Source organism: Megasphaera sp. ASD88 (assembly GCF_002287425.1).
Taxonomy (GTDB): Bacteria; Bacillota; Negativicutes; order Veillonellales; family Megasphaeraceae; genus Megasphaera; species Megasphaera stantonii.
On the sequence record NZ_NQXW01000014.1, the window covers coordinates 1 to 24382 of the forward strand.

The following is a 24382-nucleotide window of genomic DNA, read 5'->3' on the forward strand; positions in this document are numbered from 1 at the left end:
TTGAAACAGTTGTTGAATAATGCTGCGTTTTCCTTCGGTCATAATGACCTTATGTACCGGTTTCTTTTCTCTTGCCATGATAGTAAGCCTCCTATGATTTAGATTGTATCATAGAAGACCTATACCTGGCAGTTATTTACAGAAAAAGCTTCACATAGTCGTTAAAAAACGGGGCTATCGCGCGAAGAGGATATTTCTTCTTTATGTGATAGCCCCGTTTATGTTACTTAATTTTCATATGTGTAAATATACATCATAAGTCGCCCAAAATGCATATATTTTATTATATGGTATTACAATAAGTGATTCTTTTTTCCTAATTCGGTGATATATTCTACAGATACTTTCGCGTACTTTGCTATGGCTTCTTTCGCAACGCCATCTTGCAGCATCGCCAATATCATCATCGTTTCTTTCTTTTTTGCCCCCTTTTCTTCTCCTGTTTTCTCGCCTTCGGCAAACATTCTCTTTAATTCCATCGCTAGCGTCATATACTCTCGCCTCGTTTCATCGTGCTGTTTCACACGCCGTACTTCCTTATCCACTTCCTGCACAAACACACCTTCGGCCGCCTTGCCGTCTACGTACCGCAAAAATGCCCGCACGTCTGGGTCAAGGGTTGGACTGTCGCCCTTACTATTTAGAAATATTTTCGTCGCCTCGTCATTCAGTTCTATGCCCTCCTGCTCTACGCAGCGATTTCTGAACGTGTACATCGGCAATCCCTGATCAAAAGCGTCAAACGTACAGATAAATATAATATACGCTGGGTTCAGCTTACTGTAATCGTCGCCCTTTTCCAGAACGTCCATATCAATCATAGCCTGATAATACCGCGTCCGCTTGGCGAGGCCGTTTTCCTTTTCATTGGTGCACTGCATTTCGATGTCGAATACCCGTCCCGTATTGTCTTTGACATAGACATCCAAGCGTATGTTTTTGCTGTCCAGCTGGATATCAATGGTTTTCTCTGTATCAGGATAGGTAATGTCAGCTATCTTGATTTGCAGAATCTTTTCGATTAAATACTGACACAATCGCTTGTTGCGCATGACCTTTTGAAATAAAAAGTTATCCTGTATAGTCAGTTCTTCCCAATCCTTGATCCGCTTCACGGCATCGCCTCCTTCTACTTGGATTATACCAAACAACTGTACGCATTGGCAATAAACAATATATGCCTAATAGGAATACACAAATAAAATAAAGATGCCTGCACGCGCAGGCACCTTATACTGGATTACAGCAAATGATTCCTGTCTCCTAACGTCGTCCTATAGGCCAACGGCCTTCTCCGTATCGGGACAAGAAACTCTGCCCGATTCTTCGCTATGCGTTTTCCCTGTTTTAGGGGGAACGTTGTAATCTAAGTGGGACACCTTCATTTTTACTTCATATCATGCTTTATGGCGTTGTTATATTTTTCCGTGTCGTGCAGTACTGGTACGGCGCTGTATTTCTGTATGGGTTCTGTGACGAAAAGTATGATATAATAAAACCTACACGGATTAGGTTTTTGAGGTTTTGACAAAAGGATGTAAGGTATCATGCTGTATAATCCCTTATTAGATACGTTTGTGTGCGTCGCTGAAGCGGGCAGCTTCAATAAAGCGGCGGAGGAGTTGTTTATTTCGGCTCCCGCCGTGATTAAGCAGATCAACAGCTTGGAACAGGAGGTAAGGCTTCGCCTGTTTGTGCGGACGCATCGGGGCTTAACGCTGACGGAAGCGGGCAAGTCGCTGTACAAGGATGCCCTGTATATGCGGAAGTATTCTGACGGTGCGCTGGACCGGGCCCGCGTCATGGCGCGTCAGGAAGGCCCCTGCATCCGCATTGGCACGTCCCTCATGACGCCTGTCGACATTTTGCTGGAGCTATGGCCGCGCATATATAAGCAGATTCCCGACGTCAAATTTCAGGTCGTGCCCTTTGACAACACGCCGGAAAACGCCAGGGAGATTTTGCGGAATCTGGGCGAGCGCATTGATATCGTTGCCGGCGTGTTTGACGAGGGCATGCTGGCCTATCATCCCTATTGCCGGACTATCGAGATTGCAGACGTGCCGGTTTGCGGCGCCGTCAGCCTGGATCATCCCTTAGCGAGGAAGGAACGGCTATGCTGGTCTGATTTGGCTGGCGAGACGCTGTACATGATCAAGCCCGGCTGGTCTACGACGATGGACGCGTTGCGGCAGACGATTGAACGGGACTATCCTGATATTCACATTCAGACCTTTGATTTTTATAACGCCCAGGTATTTAACGCCTGTGAAAACGGCCATGCCGTGCTCATCGCCTTTCCCTTCTGGAAGGCCGTGCATCCGCTGCTGAAGATTATTTCCATCGACGAGGCCGGCAGCATGCCCTATTGTATTGTGCACAGCCCGAAGCCAAACGGCACGACGCAGCGTTTTTTAGACGCTGTCACTCATATTGTGAAGACGCCTGTATAAACCAATCGTTTATACGGTAAAACTAACCGAGACTTCTGTGGGAGTCCCGGTTTTTTTATACTATAGATATCAGGAGGGGAGGTTGATACCGATGAAATCAATATGGATTGCAGCCGCCGTCATGGCGTCGCTGGCGGCAAGTCCTGCTTCTGCCATGAAGCCGGTGACGATCGCAGACCAGGGCAGCTTTATGGCCGGCGGAACGGTCGTCACAGCTCCGGGAGCCTATGGCGGCAATACCAATCCGCTGAATCAGGCTGGACAGACGCTGCACGGCGATCACGCCTACGTGTTTTATCAGATACCGGCTCAGGCCCACAATACGGCGCTGGTTTTCCTGCACGGGTACGGTCAGTCCGGCAAGACCTGGGAAACGACGCCTGACGGGCGCGACGGATTTCAAAATATTTTTTTAGAAAAAGGCTATAAGACCTATATTGCAGACCAGCCGCGGCGCGGCAGAGTCGGCCGGTCGACGGAGCCGCAGGCTATCGGCGCTGTGCCTGACGACCAGCTGTGGTACAACAATTTCCGTATTGGCCAGTGGCCGCAGAAATTTGACAATGTCCAGGTCAGGGATGACGCGGTGTGGCGGGATCAGTTTTTCCGGCAAATGACGCCCGATACGGGAGCCTATGACGAAGCCGTTATCAGCGACGCTATGAAGGCTGTGTTTGACAAAGCCGGCGACGGCGTGTTTATCACCCATTCTCAAGGAGGCGGGCCGGGCTGGCGTACGGCCATAAAGAGCAGCCATGTCAAAGGCATTATCGCCCTCGAGCCGGGGACGTTTTTTTTTCCTGAAGGGCAGGTGCCGCCTGTAGAGGAGACGACGAGCCCCTTCCCGGCGGCTGGCGTAGGCGTTCCGATGGACGACTTCATGAAGCTGACCCGCATTCCCGTGCTGGTGCTGTACGGTGGCAATATCCCGGCGGAGCAGACGCCTGTCTGGGGATTGGACAACTGGCGGGTGCGCCTGAACCTTGCTAAGGCCTGGGTCGACGCGGTGAACCGCTGCGGCGGCGACGCGACGCTTATCTATTTGCCCGATATAGGGATATACGGCAACACGCATTTTCTCATGTCGGATTTAAATAACCGGGACGTCGCCGATGTCATGGAACGGTGGATGAAAGAAAAACATTTTGATTAATATGGATTAATAAGGAGAGAGAGAGTATGAACTATATTACCTTAAATAACGGCGTAGAAATGCCTGCCGTCGGATACGGCGTCTATCAGGTTTCGCCGGACGAATGCGTGCGCTGCGTCGAAGACGCCCTGCATGCAGGGTACCGCCTCATCGACACGGCGCAGTCCTATGACAATGAATACGAAGTAGGGCAAGGGCTACGGCAGTCCGGCGTCGTGCGCGGCGACATCTTTTTGACGACGAAAATCTGGATTGCCAATGCCGGATACGAAAAGGCGAAGGCGTCGATCGACGATTCCCTGCGCCGTCTCCAGACTGATTATATCGATCTCATGCTGATTCATCAGCCCTTCGGCGACTATTACGGAACGTACCGGGCCATGGAAGAGGCGTATAAGGCCGGCAAGCTGCGGGCTATCGGCGTATCGAATTTCTTTGCCGACCGCTTTATCGACTTGTGCCATAATGTGGAAGTCATGCCGGCAGTGAATCAGGTAGAAACGCACGTATTCCATCAGCAGGCGGAGCTGCATGCTATTATGGACAAGTACGGCGTCGTTCACGAATCCTGGGGCCCCTTTGCCGAAGGCCGCAAGGATTTCTTTACCCATCCTGTGCTGCAGCGCATCGGCACGGCTCACCACAAGACGGCAGCCCAGGCGGCGCTGCGCTTCCTCCTGCAGAAGGATATCGTCGTCATTCCCAAGTCGGTTCATAAGGATCGCATGGTTCAAAATCTCGATATTTTCGATTTTTCTTTATCGGACAGCGAAATGAAGGAGCTCGAAGGACTGGATGAAAAGGAAAGCCTGTTTTTCTCTCACTACGACCCGAAGATGGTCGAATGGTTTTATGACATGGTAAAGGCCCGGAAGCTGCGGAAGTAGGGGCGGAACGGCAGAAAAAAAGCCCTGCCACAAGGCAGGGTCTGCTGTGATCTATTAAAGGGCGTCGTCGATGATGGCCTCAGCTATTTTTTCTCTGTCGGCGTCGCAGATGGTAAGCTCGCCTGACTCCAGGGCTTTTTGGTAGAAATTGCGTTTCCACCGCAGCGTCGCCAGGATTTTCTGCAAGTCGGCGATTTGCTGCTCTATTTCTTCCTGCTTGCGGACGAATAGTTCGTAGCGTTTTTGGACGGACGGGAAGCCTTCTTCACACCAGTCGATGTACTGGCTGATGTCCTGGAGGCTCATGCCGGCCTTTTTCAGGCATTCGATGGTGTTGAGCATGACGACGTCTTTCTGCGTGTAGACGCGGCGGCCGTTGGGCAGGCGCTTGATATGGCGCAGCAAGCCCTGGTCTTCGTAATAGCGGAGCGTCGGCGTGGAAATATTCATTTTCTGCGCTAATTCGCCGATGGTGTATTCCATGAAATGTCACCTCGTTTATCGTAACATCATTGCATTTCCTATTGACATCAAGTTGACTTGAAGTTTTAAACTGATTATATCAAAGGCGAGAGATATTGGCAGTGTACATTTTTTTCGCTACGAGATTTATAATCATAAAAATATAAAGTATCGGGAGGTATGTATTATGAAAACGTATAAAAAAGCATTGCTGTGCGCTTTACTGGGAACGGCCGCGATGGGCGTCGGCTTTACGCCGGCTTATGCCGCGGCGGCGAACGCCGTACCGACTATCGGCACGCGTCATTTACCTGTATTTAACGAGCAAAGCGGCCAGGCGAAGACCTTTGCCAATGTGCCGGTAGAAGATGTCGTCAAATACAAAGGCAATCCGTACGGCCTTGTCTACGACGGGGCTATTAAGGAAAATGTGCCGGGCCAGGTCAATATTCATCCTATTACGTACGACCTGAACGGCATTCAGATCGCCGCCAACGTCTATACGCCGGCGAACTACGACCCCAATACATCTTATGCAGCCGTCGTCGTCGCCCATCCGAACGGCGGCACGAAGGAACAGGTCGCCGGCCTGTACGCCCAGCTGCTGGCTGAACAAGGATATATCACGATTGCCGCCGACGCGTCCTACCAGGGAGCCAGCGGCGGCTATCCCCGCCATACCGATAAGCCCCGGTACCGCGTCGAAGATATTCACGGCATGGTCGACATTATTTCCCTCTATCCCGGCGTAGATGAAAACCGCATCGGCGCGCTGGGCATTTGCGGAGGCGGCGGCTATACGTTGAAGGCTGTCCAGACGGACCCGCGCGTCAAGGCCGTGGCGACGCTGAGCATGTTCAACAGCGGCATCGTCCGTAAGGACGGCTATGGTGCGACGAACCCTGACCCGGCCGTAGCGCAGAAGACCATCGTCCAGGCTGCGGCGGCCCGTCAGAAAGAAGTGACGACGGGACAAATCGACTATACGCCGCGGACGGAAAAAGTCCTTACGCTGGAACAGGCCGACAAGCTGCCCTTTGATTTGTACCGCGAAGGCTATTATTACTACGGCGTCAACTACGCCCATCCCAATTCGACCTTTACGTATACGGTCAGCAGCCTGATGGATTTGACGACCTTCGACGCCTCGCACAACATGGATTTGATTCATCAGCCCTTGCTCATGATTGCCGGCGAAAAGGCCGACTCGCTGTACATGACGCAGGACGCGTTTTCCAAGGCGACGGGGACGAAGGATAAAGAGTTGTTCCTCGTGCCGGGAGCGACGCATATCCAGACCTACTGGGTGCCGGAATACGTCGATATTATTTCTCAGAAGCTGACGAAGTTCTTTAACGCCCATCTGCAGTAAGGAGCCAGGCAGAACGCAGCGTGTTGACATTGCGACGAACGGCGCGATATTATGAATACATGCATCGTGGGGCGGCCGCCTTGTGCAGTAAGGCCGGCGTCACGGCGAACAGCAGCAATAAGGGAGGATATGTCTTATGAACAGAAAAAAATTAGCAGCGCTTATCGTATCCGCCTTAACGGCGATTACCGTCACGGCCTGCGCAACGCCGCAGAAGGAAGGTGAAACGGCTTCGGCTCCGCAGTCGAGAGGGATTGCCGTCGACGCCGACGCCTCGGCGTCCATCAAGGGAGCCGCCGTGCCGGAAGCGAAGTCCAACGGTCAAAGCCGCGTTGCCGTCGTGTATTTCTCCGAGCCGGAAACGGCGCAGAAGTACGACGTACAGGGTTCGACGCAGTACGTGGCCCAGGTGATTCAGGATAAGACGGGCGCCGATATATTCCGTATCGAACGGCAAGTCGATTATCCGACGGATCACGACGCCCTAACCGACCAAGCGAAGAGCGAACGGGAGCAAGGTGTTCATCCGGCCATTAAGGATACTATCGGCGATTTGAGCCGGTACGACACGATTTTCCTCGGCTATCCTATTTGGTGGTACGACGCGCCTATGCCGGTGTACACCTTCTTGGACAATTACGATTTGTCCGGCAAGCAGGTATACGTCTTTGCGACGCACGGCGGCAGCGGACTGACGGGAACGGTGGAACGCCTGCAGGCAGCCGAGCCGGGCGCGCAATTCGGCAGCAGCGCCTTTGCTGTATACCGCACGGATATTGCGTCGACGTCGCCTATTTACGCCTGGTTAGGAAATTTGGGATATAAATAATCGTGAAGAAGGGAGCGGAGGAGTATGAAACAACGATTGCTTTTCTTAATGTCCCTGTTCGTTCTGATGACCGTCGACGGCGCGGCTTTCGCGGCAGCTCCGGCGGAGGATAAGGTGCTGTCGCCTCGGCAGGAGTCGATCGTCGTCATATCGGCCTTTGCTGCCCAAGGCGATTTGGAAAGCCTGAAGACTGCTTTGGATGACGGATTAAACAACGGCCTGACGGTCAACGAAGAAAAGGAACTGCTGGTACAGCTCTATGCTTATGCCGGATTTCCCCATAGCTTGAACGGACTGAATACGCTCATGACGGTGCTGGAAGAACGAAAGGCTCACGGCATTACCGATACGATGGGGCCTGACGCCGACCCAGTCAATCCGAACCGAGATCGTCACGCCATCGGCGATGCGAACCAGACGAAGCTTGTCGGCCAGCCGGTCAAGGGGAAGGTTTATGAATTTTGCCCGACGATCAGCGATTTTCTGAAGGAGCATCTCTTCGGAGATATTTTTGAACGGACGGTTCTGACGTGGAACGAACGGGAACTGGCTACCGTATCTATGCTGGCAGGCATCGGCAACGTCAACGCTCAGCTGGCGTCTCATATGAACGTAGCTATGCATAACGGCGTGACGGGCGATCAGCTGAAAGCCATGGCGAAGCTGCTGGGACAGCGCGTCGGCAAGGCGGCAGGCGATAACGCCATGACGGTAGCGAAAAGAGTATTAGGCGAATAAATGATAGGAGAGACGGAATATGAAAGTCATCTTAGTCAACGGCAGCCCGCACGAAAAGGGCTGCACCTATACGGCCTTGGACGAAGTCGCGAAGACATTGCGCGAGGAAGGCGTAGAAGCGGTACATTTCTGGATCGGCAATCAGGCCGTCCGCGGCTGTATCGGCTGCTGCCGATGCGACGACCTGCACCGCTGCGTATTCGACGACGACAAGGTCAACGAATTTTTGAAGCTGGCCGGAGACTGCGACGGGTTTGTCTTCGGCTCGCCTGTCCACTGGGCCGCCGCCGGCGGAGCCATTACGTCCTTTATGGACCGGGCCTTCTACGCCGGGCAGCGCCGGGAAGATATGCCCTTTTACCTGAAGCCTGCGGCCGCCGTCGTCTCAGCCCGCCGCGCCGGCACGACGGCGACGTACGACCAGCTGAATAAATACTTCGGCCTCATGCAGATGCCGATTATTTCCTCGCAGTACTGGAATATGGTTCACGGCCACTGCCCTGACGACGTGCGGCAAGACGCCGAAGGCCTGCAGACCATGCGCACCCTGGCTCGAAACATGGCCTTCTTCTTGAAATGCAAGGAAACGGCCCTGCAGAACGGCGTGTCCCTGCCTAAGCGGGAAGAACAGATATACACCAACTTCATACGGTAACGCCTCGAAACGGGCGCGGCGCTCCGGTTATGCGGCCGAGACACCGCGCCCCCTTTCTTTTTTCCTAAGGGTCTCTACTGGTTAAACCATGCCTGAATCGTATTTCTTAACAAAGAATACAAGTATTGGACGATGGTTCCGGCGGGACGTATACTGGAACCATAGAAAGGAACGACGAGAGGAGGGATCCGATGACCATTGACGAAGTATGCGAACGGTACTGCATTCCCAAGAGCGTACTGGAGGAATACGAGAAGCTGGGCTTGTGCAGCTCCGTAAAATGCGTTATGGGCCAATGGCAGTACGACGATATGGATGTAGAGCGGCTGAGCCTGATCATGACCCTTCACGACGTAGGGTTTACGAACGAAGAGGTAGAGGCGTACATGGGCCTTCTCTTGTCCGGCGGCGACACGAGGGACGCGCGGCTGAAGATGCTGGACAAGCTGCGCCAGCAGGCTGTCGACGAAATCCATTTCCATCAGAAAAAATTGGACTGGCTCGATTATCTGCGCTATCAAATCCATCAGCATAAGGAAAAAGTTTTATGACGAGGAGGAAAGAGAGTATGAGACTGGTCAAGCAGTATCTAATGGCCGGGGCCGTTGCCCTGACCGTCCTGTCGCTGACGGCCTGCGGCTCGGCGGCGGAGAGTAGGGGTTCTTCCACTCGTCCGGCAGAACAGGCAAAGGCTGCGGCACAGCAAACGCCGGCGGCGGAGCAGATCGTCCGCGTGACGGACAGCCAAGGAACGACGCTGACCCTGCATTTGAACGGCAGCCCGGCGGCAAAGGACTTATGTGCTCAGCTGCCTCTGGATATTGCGGTGGAAAACTACAGCACGAATGAAAAGATTTTCTATCCGCCGAAAAAGCTCAATACGGCCGATACGCCTATGGCTAAGCCGAAGGTGGGCATGGTAGCCTATTACGCGCCGTGGGACGACGTCGTATTGTTCTACGCGCCTCTGAACGGCGGCGAGCTGTACGAATTAGGATATGTAGAAGAAGATGCCGGCCAGATTGAGAAGCTGAGCGGCACGCTCCATATCGAGCAGGTACATCCATAGGGAGGGGGATATCATATGGAGTATACGAAATTAGGCAATACGGATATTACGATTTCCAAGCTGTGCCTCGGTTGCATGAGCTTCGGTGACAGGGCCAGCCAGATGCACGCCTGGACCTTGAATCTGCAGGACAGCGAAGCTATCATCAAGCACGCCCTGGATTTGGGCATCAACTTTTTCGATACGGCAAACTGCTATTCTGCCGGCACGAGCGAAGAGTATCTGGGCCGGGCTATCAAACGCAACGCGGCCCGGGACAAGGTCGTCCTAGCGTCGAAGGTCTATTTTAACGACGGCCATTTATCCAAGGAGGCCATACAGCGGGAAATTGATGGCACCCTGCGCCGCCTCGGCACGGAGTATCTTGATTTGTACATTATTCACCGCTTCGATTACGGCACGCCTATGGAGGAAACGATGGAAGCGTTGGACAGCCTGGTCAAAGCCGGCAAGGTGCGGGCCTTAGGCGCGTCGGCCATGTACGGCTACCAGTTTTACAATATGCAGCTGGCAACGGAGCGAAACGGCTGGACGCCTTTCTCGTCCATGCAGAATCACTACAGCCTGCTGTACCGTGAAGATGAACGGGAACTCATTCCCATCTGCAGCCAGATGAACGTATCCCTGACGCCGTACAGTCCCTTGGCGGCAGGACGGCTGGCGCGGCCTGAGTGGAAGGCTGATACCCTGCGCAGCCAGACCGACAAGGTCGCTGTAGAAAAGTACGACAGTACGCAGGTCATGGATTCGCGCATCGTCAAACAGGTGCAGGACATCGCGGCGGAACACGGCGCGACGATGACCCAGATCGCATTGGCCTGGCAGTTTGCCAAGGGCGTGGCGTCTCCTATTATCGGCGCGACGAAGATGAGCTACTTAGACGACGCGGCCGGCGCATTTGACGTGACGCTGACGGAAGACGACATGGCGCGGCTGGAACAATTTTACCTGCCCCATAAAGTCGTCGGCGCCCTCGACGAAGGCAAGCCGTTGCCGTCGGTGCTGGCGGCCAACGTTGGGACGTAAGGGAGGCGGTTGGCATGGACCGGCGGGAATTTTTGAAATGGACCGGAGCCGGCGCCCTGACCTTGTTTCTCAGCGGCTGCGGAAATATATTGACCCGGGCCGAAAGCGCGTCCGGTATCGTTGGAGGAGGTAAGCCTATGAATATCGTCGTAGTGACGGGAAGCCCTCATAGAGAGGGAACGTCGGATGTATTAGCCGACCGGTTTATCGAAGGAGCCCAGTCGGCAGGGCACAATGTATTCCGCTTTGACGCGGCCTTTGAAGATACGCATCCCTGTCAGGGCTGCGACCACTGCGGCATGGACGGCGACTGTATCTTTAACGACGCTATTTCGCAGAAGCTCATGCCGAAGATGCTGGAAATGGATTTGATCGTGCTGGTCACGCCGCTGTACTATTACGGCATGTCGGCTCAGCTCAAGACCGTCGTCGACCGCTTCTATTCGCGGACGGGACGGCTTCACGGCAAGAAATCCATTCTCATGGCTACGGCATGGAACAGCGCTGACTGGACGATGGAGGCCCTCGTCCACCATTATGAAACGCTCGTGCGCTACATGGAATGGACCGACGTCGGGCAAGTATTAGCCGTCGGCTGCGGCTACAGGGCGCTCATCGAGCAGTCCCAGTTCCCCGACCAGGCCTACCGCCTGGGGGCCAGCTTATAAGCTTATACATGTATTATTCTGTACCTGATAGGGAGGTCTTGAAATGAACTTTTTGAAGATGCAGAAAAAAGTTGCCGCTATCGTTGCGGCAGCTATGATTACGACGACATTAGTACCGATGGGAGCGATTGCAATGGCAGAAAATCAAACGGAAAAGAAAGCAGTAAAAATTGTACAGACAGCAGGACGGGATCAGCTCGGCGAATTTGCCCCTGAATTTGCCCGCTACAACGACGACATTTTATTCGGCGAAGTCTGGTCGCGCAACGATAAATTGTCCCTCCGCGACCGCAGCATCGTGACGGTGTGCTCGCTCATCGGCTCGGGCGTCATCGACAGCTCGCTGAAATACCACTTGGCGACGGCTAAGAAAAACGGCGTGACGAAGGAAGAAATGGCGGAAATCATCACGCAGCTGGGTTTCTACGTCGGCTGGCCGAAGGCCTGGGCGGCCTTCAACATGGCTAAGGAAGTATACGCCGAATAAGCTGCAGGACGGTAAATTTTACGGAGAAATATCTTGACATAAAGTTAACTCTAACATTTATAATGAAACATAATTAAAGTATATAGATAATATACATTTATATATGACGACTACACAAAGGAGTGACTTTAAATGAAAGATTTGTCGAGACGAGATTTCTTTAAATTGGCCGGCGTAACGGCTGCCGGCGTGGCCTTGTCGGGCGTAGGCCTGACGGACTTGCTGGCCCAAGCTCCCGTCGTCGGGGCGGCCGACGTGACGGGTAAAGCGACGGCGGGCTCGCGGGCCAAGGTGTACTTTACGAAGTACATCGACGCGGCCCATCTGATTCAGCTGTACGATAAGATCAACGAAGGCATTTACGGCAAGATAGCCGTCAAGCTCCACACCGGCGAAAAGCACGGCCCGAACATCCTGCCGCGGGATATGGTAAAGGAATTCATGGCTCATATTCCCGACAGCACGATCGTCGAAACGAACACGCTGTATGCCGGCGACCGCTACACGACGGAAGGCCATCGGGAAACGCTGAAAGTCAACGGCTGGACTTTCTGTCCCGTCGATATTATGGACGAATTCGGCGACGTCAATCTGCCCGTCCGCGGCGGCAAGCATTTGAAAGAAGTCGCCATGGGCGGCCACATCGTAAACTACGACTCCATGGTCGTCCTGACCCACTTCAAGGGCCACGCCATGGGCGGCTTCGGCGGCTCCGTAAAGAATATCGCCATCGGCTGCGCGTCGGGACAGGTTGGCAAGCGGCAGGTTCACGGCGTGACGGGTACGCCGCCGGAAGACTGGGGTGCCTGGCCGGCGAAGGAGCATCTCATGGAGCTCATGGCCGATTCGGCGAAGGCGACTGTCGATTATTTCGGCAAGCACATCGTGTTTATCAACGTCATGCGCCGCATGTCCGTCGACTGCGACTGCGCCGGCACCAGCGCGGCGGAGCCGACCATCCCCGATATTGGCATCGTAGCCTCGACGGATATTCTTGCCGTCGACCAGGCCAGCGTCGACTTGGTATACGGCCTGCCGTCGAGCCAGAATCATGACTTGGTGGGACGCATCGAATCGCGCCGCGGCCTCCATCAGCTGCAGGCCATGCGCGACCTCAAGATGGGCAACGACCAATACGAGCTGATTTCTATTGACTAACTATGCAAATTTCGTTTGCAGAGAAAGAAGGATATACGATGGATGAAAAAGAAAAAGCAGGGCTGTTCGGGTTAGGCCAGACGAACGACGCCTATGCCCAGTATTTTGTCGGCCAGAGCTATTTGAATTTGCTGACAAAGGATCGTTTGGTTACGGCCAACGTCACCTTTGAGCCGGGCTGCCGCAACAACTGGCACATTCACCACAAGGGCGGTCAGATTCTCTTGTGCACGTCAGGCCGCGGTTACTATCAGGAATGGGGCAAGGAACCGCAGGAACTTCATCCCGGCGCCGGCGTCAACATTCCGCCGGAAGTGAAGCACTGGCACGGCGCGGCTCCCGACAGCTGGTTTGCCCACGTGGCCATCGAAGTACCGGCAGAAGGGGCGTCCAACGAATGGTGCGAACCTGTCGATGCCGAAGCATACAATAAGTTAAAATAATACTTTTTGCTAAAGGAGAATGACTGATGAAAAAGATAATGCCTTTTCTCATGACGACGCTGGCGGCTCTGTCCTTTGCGGCTGCGAGCCCTTCACAGAGCATGGCTGCCGATACGGTTCAGCCGGTTCAACGCGCCGCCATGTCCGAAGCCGAAGCCGGCGCAGGTATGTTCGGCCTCGGCAAATCCAACGACGCCTACGCCCAGTATTTCATCGGCCAGAGCTATTTAAATCCCCTGACGACAGAGGGCCTGTCTATTTCCAACGTCACCTTTGAGCCGGGCTGCCGCAACAACTGGCACATCCACCACAAGGGCGGCCAGATCCTCTTGTGCACGTCGGGCCGGGGCTATTATCAGGAATGGGGCAAGCCAGCTCAGGAACTTCATCCCGGCGATGTTGTCAACATTCCGCCGGAAGTGAAGCACTGGCACGGCGCAGCTCCGGACAGCTGGTTTGCCCACATTGCCATCGCTGTGCCGGCTGAAGGTGCGTCTAACGAATGGCTTGAAGCTGTAGACGACGCCCAGTATCGTCAGCTGACATAGGAGTGAGATAGGATGAAAAAATTAGTTATGATGATAGTAACGGCCTTTGCGGCCCTGATGCTCGTCGGCTGCGGCGCGTCGGAAAGCGGCTCAGCCAGCGCGGCGGCTCCCCAGGCGAAGGCGGGAGCTATTGCCGATACGATAGACGGCGGCCTGCAGGGCAAGAAGGTCCTCGTAGCCTACTATTCGTGGAGCGGCAATACGAAAGCCGTTGCCGAACAGATTCAGCGGGAAACGGGCGCCGATATCTTCTTTATCCAGCCGCAGACGCCATATCCCGGCGATTACCGCGAATGCGTCGATATTGCCAAGAAGGAAATGAATGAAAACGCCCGTCCGGCGGTTGCCAATACGGTAGACAACATGGATCAGTACGACGTCGTGTTCGTCGGCTACCCGATTTGGTGGGGCAAGGCGCCGATGTTCGTGTACACCTTCCTGGAAAGCTACAATTTCCAGGGCAAGACTGTTGTTCCCTTCTGCACGACTGGCGGCACGCCTATCAGCGGCAGTATGGCCGACGCGCAGAAATCGGCGGCAGGGGCGCAGCTCGTGCGGGGCAGCGATTCGTCCGACCCGGCAGCCGTGTCGAAATGGCTTAAGGATATTCACGCCGTGCAATAAGCAGATGAGCGCATAGAAATGGAGGGGAAACGATGAAAGGAATAGCTTTATTGACCGGAATCATCGGAGCGGCTGTCCTCGTTTCCGCCTTCTGTGCCTTTGGGCCGGGCAGGGCCGATGCGACGGAAGAGCAAGTCGTCGTCATTGCGCCGGTCCAGCCGGCCTATGCCCGTCAGATAGACGTGGCCTTCGAAGGAGGCCGGGCCCGTGTCGGCTTGCTCGACAAAGAAGCGGCGATGGAATTTGCCGAACGGCAGCCCTTGTCCATCCAGCTGGAGAGGAAGCCCGAGCGGATTGTCGTAGCCGGCGTGCCTGACGGCGTTTTCCAAGGAACTCGCGGCGGAGTAGAAGCGCCGGTCATCGGCGACGTCGTCCTGGACGTCCAGGCCAAAGAGGTATATATCTGCTGCCGCGATATGGACGCGTCGGACGGCCGCGTTCTCTTGGGACACGTCACGTCCGGCATCGAGCCGCTGTCGCGCATGGACGGCGCCTTTGAAGCCTTCGCCATGGCGGCGGAAGATTTGTAAAGTTTTTGCGGCGGCGCTTTTTTATTTTTGCAGGCCGTGATACAATAAAGGCGACGTTTTTATAAAGAAAGAGGGACACACCATGCATTTAGGCGCACAGGAATTGATAGTTATCTTATTGATTGTCTTGATCTTGTTCGGCGGGAAAAAAGTCGCCGGCCTGGGAAAAGCGATGGGGACGAGCCTGCGCGAATTCAAGGAAGAAGTCAATAAGACGAGCGACGCCGTCAAAGACGGGGCCGACGCGGTGAAAGCCGAAGCGTCGGAAGCAAAGCAAGCGGCCGAAGGGGCCGTCAAGGCGGAAACGACAGACCGAAAGAACGAAGCAAACTAGACGGGAGCACGACGATGTATTGGAAGACGACGTATCTGTCGCCTGTAGGCGAATTAACCTTAGCGGAAAAAGACGGCTGCCTGGCCGGACTGTGGATTAAAGGGCAGAAATATTATCTGGCGTCCTTGGACGAGGACGATGTGTCCGATGGAGAAACGCCGACCTTGGCTAAGGCGAAGGGCTGGCTTGACGAATATTTTGCCGGCCGCCGGCCGTCCATCCTGGCCTTGCCCTTAGCACCTCAGGGGACGGCCTTTCAGCGCTGCGTGTGGCAGCTCCTGTGTCACATTCCCTATGGGCAGACGAAGACGTACGGCCAGATAGCCGAGGAAGCGGCAGCGCTGCGCGGGATACCCTCGTCCGCCCGGGCCGTAGGAACAGCTGTCGGACATAATCCTATTTCCATCATCATTCCGTGCCACCGCGTCGTCGGCGCGAAGGGCCGCCTCACAGGCTATGCCGGCGGCATCGATAAGAAAATACAGCTCTTAGCGCACGAAGGGGCCGACATGGAGCAGCTTCACCGATAACTGCATATATGCGAAAAAGCAGCTTGCCAAAGGGACAGGCTGCTTTTTTGTCGTGGTTAGGAGAAGGCTTCGATAAATTTTTCCGCCAGGGACGAGAAATACCGGTTTTTCATCCAAATGGCCGTCAGGCGCGTATAGAGCCGCGGCTCGTCGATGATTTTTACGTGCAGACGCGAGTGCGTCGCCAGCGTGAAGGCCGATTGGGGAAGGATGGCCATGCCCAATCCGGCGTTGGCCCACAGGAGGCTCGTGCGGGCGTCGTCGCTGCGGCAGAAGATCGTCGGCGTCATGTTTTGGGCGGCGCACGTATCCTGGACGAGCTGGTCGAAGCGTCGGTAAATGATGAGGGGCTTGTCGTCCAGTTCCTTTAGGGAAACCGTATCGCGGCGGGGACACCAGTCCAGCTCGTCGGTCAAGGCCAGGACCATGGGCTCTTCGCTGAGGAATTTGTAGTGAAAGGGCTCGTAATTGAAGGGCGTGCGGACGATGCCGATTTCGATGAGGCCCTTCGTCAGGAGGTCGATGATCTTGAAGGTATTGCCGTCGTATACCTCGAAGCGCACGCCGCAGTACTGGCGGTGAAATTGCTGCATAAAGGGGCGGAGGATGACGCTGCCTGACGACGATACCATGCCGATAGACAAGGTGCCGTAGACGCCTTCCTTGAAGTCCTTGATTTCCCGCAGCGTCGAATCGGACAGGTTGATGATCTGCTGGGCCCGGCGAAACAGGATTTTTCCGGCGTCGGTTAGCTCCGTCTGCCGGGAGCCGCGCTTGAACAGGGCGACGCCCAGCTCGTCTTCCAGATGCTTCATCTGCTGGCTCAAGGGCGGCTGGGCCATGTGCAGTTTTTTAGCCGCCGCCGTGATTTGGCCTTCTTCGGCGACGGTAATAAAGTAAAGTAGTTGGCGAATGTCCATATAAGGCACCTCTTTATATATGATTTTCATATGTATGGGCAATAAAACCAATATTTTTAATATATATTGCTTCGTGGTATAATCGACGATGAAAAGATATCACACGGAAGGAGTTTTCCTATGGAACCTAGACCCAGTATTATGGATAAGCCGAGAGACGCCCATTTTTATTGGACGCTGTTTAAGGCGACCTTTCTCGTCAGCGCCTTTACCGTCGGCGGCGGATTTATTATCATTCCCTTATTAAAAGCGAAATACGTAGATGAATACCATTGGATTAACGACAAGGACGCCTTAGATATGGTGGCCGTAGCGCAGTCCATGCCGGGCGTCATCGCGGCCAACTGCGCCATCATCTTAGGCTACCGCATGGCCGGCGTTCTGGGGACCCTCGTGGCCCTGGTGGCGACAATACTGCCGCCGCTCATTACCCTGTCCATCGTTTCGTACTGCTACGACTACTTTGTCCAGAGCGAAATCGTCCGCATGATCCTGCGGGGCATGCAGTGCGGCGCGACGGCGCTCATCGTCAACGTAGCGATCGACTTGTTAGTCAAGCAGGTAAAAAAGAAATTGGTCCTGCCCATGCTGATTATCGTCGGAACTTTTGTCGGCAGCATCGTTTTTGATATCAATATTATGGAATTGATCGTAATCGACGGCATCATCGGGTTTATGTGCATGCGCGCCGCCAAGTACAATTAGGAGGATGCCATATGATATACGCTATACTGTTTATTGAATTCTGCAAGGTCGGCCTGTTCTGCGTCGGCGGCGGCTACGCGTCTATGCCCCTCATTCAGCACTGCGTCGTCGATACGTATCATTGGATGACCATGAGCGAATTCGTCGATATTTTCACCTTGTCCCAGATGATGCCCGGCGCTATCGGCCTCAATGCAGCGACCTTCGCCGGCACGCGCATTGCCGGGTTAGGCGGCGCTATCTGCGCGTCCGTCGGCTTTGTCACGCCGTCCTTTTTCATCGGCATCGCCTTTGCCCGCATTTTCTTAAAATACGGTGACATCGGCCCGGTCCGCGGCATCCTGAACGGCCTGCGTCCGGCTGTCGTAGCCCTCATCTGCGCGGCCAGCCTGAGCTTTATTCTGCTGGCCTTGTGGAACGCCGAAGCGATTCCCCATGATTTTGCCGACTTTAAAGTCAGCGCGTTGGTTATCCTGCTGCTGGCCTTGGCGGCCATCCGCCGGAAATTCGGCGTCATCAAAGTGCTTCTCGGTTCCGGCGTCCTGGGCCTCTTATTTGGCCTGGCCGGCCTCCTGTAACAGATACTGGCCGGGAATGGCGGCGATAAACCGGCTTGGCCCGTAGACGTGCTTTCCTTCGCGGCGGTGCCAGCTTAGGAACAGCCGTTTCCTGGCTCGCGTCATGGCGACGTAAAACAGCCGCTTTTCCTCGTCGAGCTCGCGGCTGTCATCGGCAGTGCGGGACAAGGGAAAGACGCCGTCCTGAAGGCACGCTAAAAATACATAATCGAACTCCAGCCCCTTAGCCTGATGTACTGTAATAATCGGGATTTGGGGCTTTTTTTCCAGCAGGCTGTCTAATTCGCTGTTGGACAGGGCCGTGAGCTGGAGAAATTCCGTCAGGGCGTCGCGCGGGTCCTGGCCGGGGGTGTCCGTTTCCTTAGCCAGGCTGTACAGCTTGCGGATATTTTCCATGCGGTCGATGTGTTCTTCTTGTTCTGTGCGGCTCTGCCGCCCTTCATAGTAGTCTTTTACGCCGCAGCGGAGCATGACGGCGGCGATGAGCTCGCAGGGGCGCTGCGTGTACGACAGCTGCCGCAGTTCGTGGAGTTTTTCGCTTACCGGTTTAAACAACGAGGCATAAATGGCCATGCAGGACCGACGCTGGGCCGTATAGGGACGGATGTGCTCGTCCAGGGCGTAGCGCAGGATGGCCGCCGTGGCGACGATGTCGTCGAAGGCGTCGTGGCTCGACTGGGTGTCCGGCGTGAAACGGTTGCTCAAATAGCTGAGCTTGTGATTGGGCAGGTTGGGATAAAAGCGGCGGAATATATCCAACGTATCGTAATAGGCGATGTCGTCGGGGCTGTCCATGGACAGGCGTCGCAGCTCGCTGCGCAGGATGCGCAGGTCGTAGGACACGTTGTGACCGACGATGACGGCGCCGTCGGCAAACCGGAGAAAGTCGGCGAGGGCTTCCTTGGGGTCGCGGCCTTCGCGGCGGAGCAGTTCGTCGCTGATATGGTGGATATAGTACGAATCGCCGACGCTGCGGCTGGGCCGGACGTAGGCGTTGAATTTCCCGGCGATTTCGCAGCGCTCGTTCAGGCGGATCGCGGCAATCTGAATGATGTCGTCCCGCGTCGTGTCCGTGCCGGTGCTCTCTACGTCGAAGACGACGACATTGCCTTTTTCCAACGCCGTCAGCAGCAGGCCGAAGGGATCGCCGAAGGCTAGGGCGTCGCCGTCGATGAAGTCGCACAGCCCCAGACCCAGGCGGCGGTACGACGGGCTCTCGATGGTGTCGATGGTGCGGCGGCCGACGCGTTCGGCAAAGCGCAGGAGGATGCGCTTCAGGCTCAGGGCGTCGTGCTTGTTCATCGTCAGGCGCAGAAAGGCCGTGACGTCCTTGCATTCCTGCCGTTTAAACAACTGAAACTGGTCGATCATCGTAAAGGGCAGGCGCTGTTCCGGCGGCAGTCCCTCATTGTGCGAGCGGACGCCGTTCCAGATGACCTTATTGCAGCGATTCGTCCGGGTCATGATGCAGGCTCTAGTCCGTTCCTGCGGCGGCAATGCGGCGATTTGACGGAATATCCAGCGCGCTTCTTCCATGAAATGGGCCGTTTCCACGGCGACGATGGGTTCGCCCTGTTCATGGCCGGCAGCTGTGCCGGGCGCGGGATAAAAAGAGGCGACAGACGGGCCGAACAGGTTGGCCAGACAGTCTGACGACGCCTGGAGCAGCGTTTCCGTAGCCCGGTAATTTATCGTAAAGGTAATGCGGACGGGATGGTAGTCCGCAGTGAAGCGGCGCAGGATGGCGTCGGGGTGAGAGCCGCGCCATTCGTAAATGGTCTGGAAATAATCGCCGCAGAGGAGGATGATACGCCCCGGAAACAGGCGGGAAATGAGGTCGTATTCGATGTCGCTCGTATCCTGCATTTCGTCGATGGCGATGTAGGCGAAGCGGTTTTGCCAGCGTCGGCATACGTCGTCCTGCCGCAGCAGGAGAGAGGCCCGGACGATGAGATCTTCAAAGTCCAGGGCATGGTTGGCCGACAACGCCGCGGCGTACTGCTCCATGAGGCTGACGCCGTTTGTTGCCAGCCACTGCTCCAGCTCGGCGTCAACGTTGTCCGTATAATTCGTGCAGAATGAGCGGAGACGCCCGTCGTCCCGGCAGACTGCCGCAGCGCCGGCGGCAAAGTCGGCCAGTACGTCGCCGCTTTGGCAGTCATGGAGGGCGCAGTATTTTTTTGACGCTTCTATGAAATTTTGTATATTCTGCATCCTCCCCCGGGCAGATACATCGAGAGAAAGGGGCAGGCTGGCGACGATGTTTTTGCAGTCCTCGTCGTCGTAGACGAGAAAATCGCTGCATACGTCGGAGCCGGCCTTGCTTTCTTCCTTGATGAGAGAGTAGCAGAAACCGTGAATGGTCTTGACGACGACGTCGAGGCCTTTTTCGTGTGCCGTAGAAAAAATTCGATGTTTCAATTCTTTGCAGGCCCGGTTCGTAAAGGTCAGGCAGAGAATCTGAGTTCCTTCGGCTCGTCCCGACTCGACGATAGCGGCGACGCGGCGGGCCAGCACGTTGGTTTTTCCCGTGCCGGCCGGCGCGTTTAACAATATATGATGATCCAAATCGGCGACGACGGCGCGCTGTTCGGCGTTTAAGCCATGCAGGATAGCCTCATCCATAGGCGGGACTCCTTTCGTTCTGTGAAAATACTATGCTAATCATACCATAAAAAGAGAGGCTTTAAAAATTTGGCTGCTCCGTCAATTTCCGTCAATACCAGTCAGCCGGCGTCTATTATGAGCCGTACATGAAGCGATTCTGAGAGATGCATTAAAATCGGCAGTTTGCACATTAAAGGTAGATTAAATTTTTCAGAGGCCGCTCCGGGACGTGGTATGATGACGGTGTAACCCCGACGAGAAAGGAGGAGCATCATGGAATATACGAGGCCGTCCCGGCCGGCCTTTCGCGGCACGGCCCATGAAATCGTATCGGAACTGCTGGTTTACGCCGCCGATTCCGGCGCCAGCGACATTCACATCGAGCCGATGGACCGGGCCGTTCGTATCCGCCTGCGCCGCGACGGCGTGCTGATGTCCGTAGGAGAGTTGCCGGCGGAACGACTCGACGCGGTGACGGCGCGCATCAAGATTTTGGCCAGCCTGGATATTGCCAACAAGCGCCTGCCGCAGGACGGGCGATTCGTCTGGCCCGATGGACGCCGTCCCATCGACATGCGCGTCAGTACGATGCCGACGATTCGCGGCGAAAAGACGGTCATCCGATTGCTGGACGCCGGCCAGGTAACGCTGAATCTGGACTGCCTGGGCCTTGGCGACGATGTGGCGGCGTTGCTGCGGCAGCTGACGAAGCGGAGCAGCGGGCTGTTTTTGTACAGCGGCGCGACGGGCAGCGGCAAGACGACGACCTTATACGCCGCCCTGCAGGAGCTGCACCGGCCGGAAGTGAGCATCGCTACGCTGGAAGATCCAGTGGAGTATAAATTGGAAGGCGTCTGCCAAAGCCAGATCCATGTAAAAAGCGGATTGGAATTTCACAACGGCCTGCGGGCTCTGCTGCGTCAGGATCCGGATATCCTGGTCATCGGCGAAATCCGCGACGTCGAGACGGCCCGCATCGCCATCCGTGCGGCCTTGACGGGGCACCTCGTATTCAGCACCCTCCATGCGGCCAGCGCGGCGGAGGCGCCGATACGATTAATCGACATGGGCATCGCACCGTATTTAGTTGCCGACGCCCTCATCGGCATTACGTCACAGCGCCTGGCCCGCCGCTTGTGCAGCCGATGCCGCAGGCAGGAACAGCCCGGCAGCCCGTCGGCCTTTGTGCATCAAGGATGCGGACACTGCTTTCACAGCGGGTATGACGGCCGGTTCTGCTTGTGCGAGGTGCTGCCTATAGGAGAACACGTCAAAGCCCGTATCCGAAAAAACGGAAGCGCTTCTGATATCGCAGGGGCTGCGGCCCTGGATGGTGCCATATTTACGAAATCCCTGGTGCAGCGGGCCTTAGCCGAGGGCTGGACCGACGCGGAGGAAATCGGCCGCGTGTACAATGTAGGAGACGAAGTATGGACATAGCTGCTGTACTCGCCGCCGCCGTCCAATCGCAAGCATCGGACATTCACTTGCAGGAAGGCCGGCTGCCTTTGCTGCGCCTGGGGGCAGAGCTATTTCCCTGGGGAAATCATCGTGTAGGAGGTGAAGATATTTCCGCGTGGCTGCAGGCCTTAGGCCAGCCCTTTGACGGACGGCCCTATGTGTCGACGGCATTTTCCTGGGACGGGCGCGTCCGCTGCCGCCTTCATGGCAGCCGCGAGCAAGCCGGCGTTCACGTCGTCGTGCGGATACTGTATCCCCTCGATACGCTGCCGCCTGACGGTGACGAACTATTGCTGCGGCGGCTGAGCGGACTGGACGACGGCCTCGTGCTGGTATGCGGGCCGACGGGGAGCGGCAAGACGACAGCCTTATGGCGAATACTGTGCTGGGCGAATGCCAACCGCCGCTGCCACATCATTACGCTGGAAGATCCCATTGAATATGTCGTGCCGGGGGAGCTGGCCCTTATCAGCCAGCGGGAATATGGGATTCACTTCCAGTCCTTTGCCGAAGGGGTACGGGAAGCGCTGCGCCAGGACCCGGATATACTGCTTGTCGGCGAAATGCGCGACAGGGAGACCATGGATGCGGCATTGACGGCGGCGGAAACGGGGCATCTCGTCTTCGCTACCCTTCATACCCGCTCGGCAGCGCAGGCCGTCAGCCGCATGGCCGGAGCCTATGCCGGCGCGGAACAGGAAGAGATGCGCTGCCGCCTGGCTATGGTACTGCAGGGAATCTTGGCTCAGCGCCGGCGCGATGGAGCTGACGGCGCTTATATTGCCAGGGAGATCTTGCTGCATACGCCGGCCGTCGCTCAACTCATCCGCAGCGGCAGGGAGCATCAGCTGGCGACAGTTATGCAGACCGGCGCGGCCCTGGGGATGCGGACGATGGAACAAGCGCTGCAGCGGCATAGGCGGAATCTGATATGAAACGATTTGTTGTGACATGCACCGACATGCACGGACGGAAAATGACATACAAGCTGACGGCTCCCAGCTCGGAAGCGGTTCGCGCCATGGCTCGGCGTCGTTCCTGGCAAATCATGGCGATGGAAGAAACGACGCCCCTTTTGGATTTTGTATTCCGCCTCCGCCCTTTTTCCTATAAGACCTTGTCTCTCTTGTTTTACCAGCTGGGCGCGATGACCCGGGCCGGCATTCCCTTTGTGCAGGCCTGCCGGCTTTTATTGCACGACGTGACGAGCAAAAAGCAGCGTCAGGCTATGAAGCTGGCCGTCGACTATATGGAAAAAGGAATGGCCGTGTCGGAAGCTTTAGGGCAGACCGGGTTATTTCCTTCGCTGGTCTGCCGCATTGTCAGTGCCGGCGAGCGGGCCGGCAATTTGGAGCAGATGCTGTATCTTCTGGGCCAATATTACGAGCAGGCAGATAAGCAGCGCCGTTTTCTGATGGACGCCTTATCGTATCCGCTGTTTCTCCTGCTCTGTACGACGGCTATGACAGTCGGCATCGTCGCGTTTATCCTGCCGGTGTTTGAAGCTATGTTTAACCAGATGCAGATGCCGCTGCCGGCGATGACGGCGTATATGCTGGCCGGGGCGCATATACTGCAGTTTTACGGCGCTGCGCTGGCCGCAGGAGCTGTTGCGGGTATTGCGTCGCTGCTCCTTTTGCTGCGCCGTCCCGGTGTGCGGCGATATGCAGAAGACAAGCTGTTTTCCCTTTCGGCATTGCGGCGTCTGTGCGTGATTTTTTGCTGGCAGCGGTTCAGCCAAATACTGGCCGTGCAGATACGCTGCGGCATTCCCTTGCTGGACGCCTTGGACGATGGAGCTGCCGTCGTGCCCGTCGATTGGTTTCGTCGGGCCGTAAATCAGGCGGCGCGGCGGTTGGAAAACGGCAGCTCCTTCAGCCAGGCCGTGCGATTAGGCCAATTCGGCACGCCGTATATCGAGACGATGCTTTTAGTCGGGGAAACGACGGGGCGGTATGAAGATGCCCTGCAGGCTGTTTCCGAGTATTACCAGTGGCGCATCCAGTCGCGTCTGTCCGTCGTACAGCGTTTGGCAGGGCCTTTGATGCTCCTTGGCGTCGGCGCTGTTATAGGAACACTTGTCATCTCATGTATGTTGCCGCTGCTGGATATGGCGGCAGGCATGGTACCGTAAGAAATGAAAGG

28 protein-coding genes are annotated in these 24382 nt (G+C 55.6%); 24 read left to right on the plus strand and 4 right to left on the minus strand.

From position 1 onward, the window contains the following. Positions 1 to 293: 293 nt before the first annotated feature. The gene (locus CJ260_RS07980) at positions 294 to 1115 is read right to left on the minus strand and encodes an Rpn family recombination-promoting nuclease/putative transposase (RefSeq protein WP_095629816.1); all 822 of its coding nucleotides are present in this window, start codon (positions 1113 to 1115) and stop codon (positions 294 to 296) included. Positions 1116 to 1547: 432 nt separating this feature from the next. Here CJ260_RS07980 and CJ260_RS07985 point away from each other — a divergent pair, with 432 nt between their 5' ends. The 3 genes from CJ260_RS07985 to CJ260_RS07995 all read left to right on the plus strand — a co-directional run bounded on the left by CJ260_RS07985 (position 1548) and on the right by CJ260_RS07995 (position 4493). After that, positions 1548 to 2453: a LysR family transcriptional regulator gene (locus CJ260_RS07985; protein WP_095629817.1), complete on the plus strand. Its 906-nt coding sequence runs from the start codon at positions 1548 to 1550 to the stop codon at positions 2451 to 2453. A gap of 91 nt (positions 2454 to 2544) precedes the next feature. Continuing rightward, positions 2545 to 3606 carry an alpha/beta fold hydrolase gene (locus tag CJ260_RS07990; RefSeq protein WP_095629818.1) on the plus strand — a complete coding sequence of 354 codons (1062 nt, stop codon included), beginning with the start codon at positions 2545 to 2547 and terminating at the stop codon, positions 3604 to 3606. A 26-nt stretch (positions 3607 to 3632) separates the two neighbouring features. Beyond that, entirely contained in the window at positions 3633 to 4493 is an 861-nt protein-coding gene (locus CJ260_RS07995; protein ID WP_095629819.1) for an aldo/keto reductase, read from the plus strand. 54 nt (positions 4494 to 4547) lie between these two features. On the opposite strand, the gene CJ260_RS08000 is transcribed toward CJ260_RS07995, so the two are convergent. Beyond that, the gene (locus tag CJ260_RS08000; protein ID WP_095629820.1) at positions 4548 to 4976 is read right to left on the minus strand and encodes a MerR family transcriptional regulator; all 429 of its coding nucleotides are present in this window, start codon (positions 4974 to 4976) and stop codon (positions 4548 to 4550) included. Positions 4977 to 5142: 166 nt separating this feature from the next. Between CJ260_RS08000 and CJ260_RS08005 the strand changes: the two genes are divergently transcribed. The 16 genes from CJ260_RS08005 (at position 5143) to CJ260_RS08080 (ending at position 15966) form a co-directional block, all read left to right on the plus strand. After that, positions 5143 to 6327, plus strand: a complete 1185-nt coding sequence (locus tag CJ260_RS08005) for an alpha/beta hydrolase (RefSeq protein WP_198947425.1) — start codon at positions 5143 to 5145, stop codon at positions 6325 to 6327. Positions 6328 to 6463: 136 nt separating this feature from the next. Further along, the gene (locus CJ260_RS08010; protein WP_087477145.1) at positions 6464 to 7156 is read left to right on the plus strand and encodes a flavodoxin; all 693 of its coding nucleotides are present in this window, start codon (positions 6464 to 6466) and stop codon (positions 7154 to 7156) included. A 24-nt stretch (positions 7157 to 7180) separates the two neighbouring features. Beyond that, on the plus strand, positions 7181 to 7894 hold the full coding sequence (locus CJ260_RS08015; RefSeq protein WP_095629821.1) for a carboxymuconolactone decarboxylase family protein: 714 nt from the start codon (positions 7181 to 7183) through the stop codon (positions 7892 to 7894). A gap of 19 nt (positions 7895 to 7913) precedes the next feature. Then, a complete protein-coding gene (locus tag CJ260_RS08020; protein ID WP_087477143.1) occupies positions 7914 to 8549 on the plus strand; it encodes a flavodoxin family protein in 636 nt (211 codons plus the stop codon). A 191-nt stretch (positions 8550 to 8740) separates the two neighbouring features. Next, the gene (locus tag CJ260_RS08025; RefSeq protein ID WP_095629822.1) at positions 8741 to 9100 is read left to right on the plus strand and encodes a MerR family transcriptional regulator; all 360 of its coding nucleotides are present in this window, start codon (positions 8741 to 8743) and stop codon (positions 9098 to 9100) included. 17 nt (positions 9101 to 9117) lie between these two features. Further along, positions 9118 to 9618 (plus strand): cyclophilin-like fold protein, encoded by a 501-nt coding sequence (locus CJ260_RS12825; protein ID WP_198947426.1) that lies wholly within the window; start codon positions 9118 to 9120, stop codon positions 9616 to 9618. 15 nt (positions 9619 to 9633) lie between these two features. Further along, positions 9634 to 10644 (plus strand): aldo/keto reductase, encoded by a 1011-nt coding sequence (locus CJ260_RS08035; RefSeq protein WP_095629823.1) that lies wholly within the window; start codon positions 9634 to 9636, stop codon positions 10642 to 10644. Between the two features lie 14 nt (positions 10645 to 10658). Further along, positions 10659 to 11312, plus strand: coding sequence for an NAD(P)H-dependent oxidoreductase (locus tag CJ260_RS08040; protein WP_095629824.1), 654 nt, complete (start codon positions 10659 to 10661; stop codon positions 11310 to 11312). A gap of 43 nt (positions 11313 to 11355) precedes the next feature. Beyond that, entirely contained in the window at positions 11356 to 11799 is a 444-nt protein-coding gene (locus CJ260_RS08045; protein ID WP_232818779.1) for a carboxymuconolactone decarboxylase family protein, read from the plus strand. Between the two features lie 132 nt (positions 11800 to 11931). Next, positions 11932 to 12957 (plus strand): DUF362 domain-containing protein, encoded by a 1026-nt coding sequence (locus tag CJ260_RS08050; protein ID WP_095629825.1) that lies wholly within the window; start codon positions 11932 to 11934, stop codon positions 12955 to 12957. 38 nt (positions 12958 to 12995) lie between these two features. Then, complete coding sequence (locus tag CJ260_RS08055; protein WP_095629826.1) at positions 12996 to 13400, plus strand: cupin domain-containing protein; 405 nt, start codon at positions 12996 to 12998, stop codon at positions 13398 to 13400. A 26-nt stretch (positions 13401 to 13426) separates the two neighbouring features. Then, positions 13427 to 13948, plus strand: coding sequence for a cupin domain-containing protein (locus CJ260_RS08060; protein WP_233127927.1), 522 nt, complete (start codon positions 13427 to 13429; stop codon positions 13946 to 13948). Positions 13949 to 13960: 12 nt separating this feature from the next. Beyond that, a complete protein-coding gene (locus CJ260_RS08065) occupies positions 13961 to 14572 on the plus strand; it encodes a flavodoxin (RefSeq protein ID WP_095629827.1) in 612 nt (203 codons plus the stop codon). 32 nt (positions 14573 to 14604) lie between these two features. Beyond that, positions 14605 to 15102 carry a cyclophilin-like fold protein gene (locus CJ260_RS08070; RefSeq protein WP_095629828.1) on the plus strand — a complete coding sequence of 166 codons (498 nt, stop codon included), beginning with the start codon at positions 14605 to 14607 and terminating at the stop codon, positions 15100 to 15102. An 82-nt stretch (positions 15103 to 15184) separates the two neighbouring features. Next, on the plus strand, positions 15185 to 15436 hold the full coding sequence (locus tag CJ260_RS08075) for a twin-arginine translocase TatA/TatE family subunit (protein ID WP_087477135.1): 252 nt from the start codon (positions 15185 to 15187) through the stop codon (positions 15434 to 15436). A 14-nt stretch (positions 15437 to 15450) separates the two neighbouring features. After that, positions 15451 to 15966 (plus strand): methylated-DNA--[protein]-cysteine S-methyltransferase, encoded by a 516-nt coding sequence (locus tag CJ260_RS08080; RefSeq protein ID WP_087477134.1) that lies wholly within the window; start codon positions 15451 to 15453, stop codon positions 15964 to 15966. A 56-nt stretch (positions 15967 to 16022) separates the two neighbouring features. Here CJ260_RS08080 and CJ260_RS08085 read toward each other — a convergent pair whose 3' ends face one another. Continuing rightward, on the minus strand, positions 16023 to 16886 hold the full coding sequence (locus CJ260_RS08085; RefSeq protein ID WP_095629829.1) for a LysR family transcriptional regulator: 864 nt from the start codon (positions 16884 to 16886) through the stop codon (positions 16023 to 16025). A 141-nt stretch (positions 16887 to 17027) separates the two neighbouring features. On the opposite strand from CJ260_RS08085, the gene CJ260_RS08090 reads away from it, so the two are divergent. Together CJ260_RS08090 and CJ260_RS08095 are read left to right on the plus strand one after the other, a co-directional pair. Further along, complete coding sequence (locus CJ260_RS08090) at positions 17028 to 17591, plus strand: chromate transporter (protein WP_087477132.1); 564 nt, start codon at positions 17028 to 17030, stop codon at positions 17589 to 17591. 11 nt (positions 17592 to 17602) lie between these two features. Further along, entirely contained in the window at positions 17603 to 18169 is a 567-nt protein-coding gene (locus CJ260_RS08095) for a chromate transporter (protein WP_087477131.1), read from the plus strand. Here CJ260_RS08095 and CJ260_RS08100 read toward each other — a convergent pair. Next, a complete protein-coding gene (locus tag CJ260_RS08100) occupies positions 18143 to 20794 on the minus strand; it encodes a 3'-5' exonuclease (protein ID WP_095629830.1) in 2652 nt (883 codons plus the stop codon). The two genes, CJ260_RS08095 and CJ260_RS08100, sit on opposite strands and share 27 nt — an antisense overlap. 255 nt (positions 20795 to 21049) lie before the next feature. Here CJ260_RS08100 and CJ260_RS08105 point away from each other — a divergent pair, with 255 nt between their 5' ends. From CJ260_RS08105 to CJ260_RS08115, 3 genes are read left to right on the plus strand one after another with little or no spacing between them, the layout of a single operon-like run. Further along, entirely contained in the window at positions 21050 to 22216 is a 1167-nt protein-coding gene (locus CJ260_RS08105; RefSeq protein ID WP_095629831.1) for a GspE/PulE family protein, read from the plus strand. Then, positions 22207 to 23172, plus strand: coding sequence for a type IV pilus twitching motility protein PilT (locus CJ260_RS08110; protein ID WP_087477128.1), 966 nt, complete (start codon positions 22207 to 22209; stop codon positions 23170 to 23172). The genes CJ260_RS08105 and CJ260_RS08110 overlap by 10 nt, the downstream gene beginning before the upstream one ends. Further along, the gene (locus CJ260_RS08115; RefSeq protein WP_095629832.1) at positions 23169 to 24371 is read left to right on the plus strand and encodes a type II secretion system F family protein; all 1203 of its coding nucleotides are present in this window, start codon (positions 23169 to 23171) and stop codon (positions 24369 to 24371) included. Before CJ260_RS08110 ends, CJ260_RS08115 begins: the two co-directional genes overlap by 4 nt. Positions 24372 to 24382: the final 11 nt, after the last annotated feature.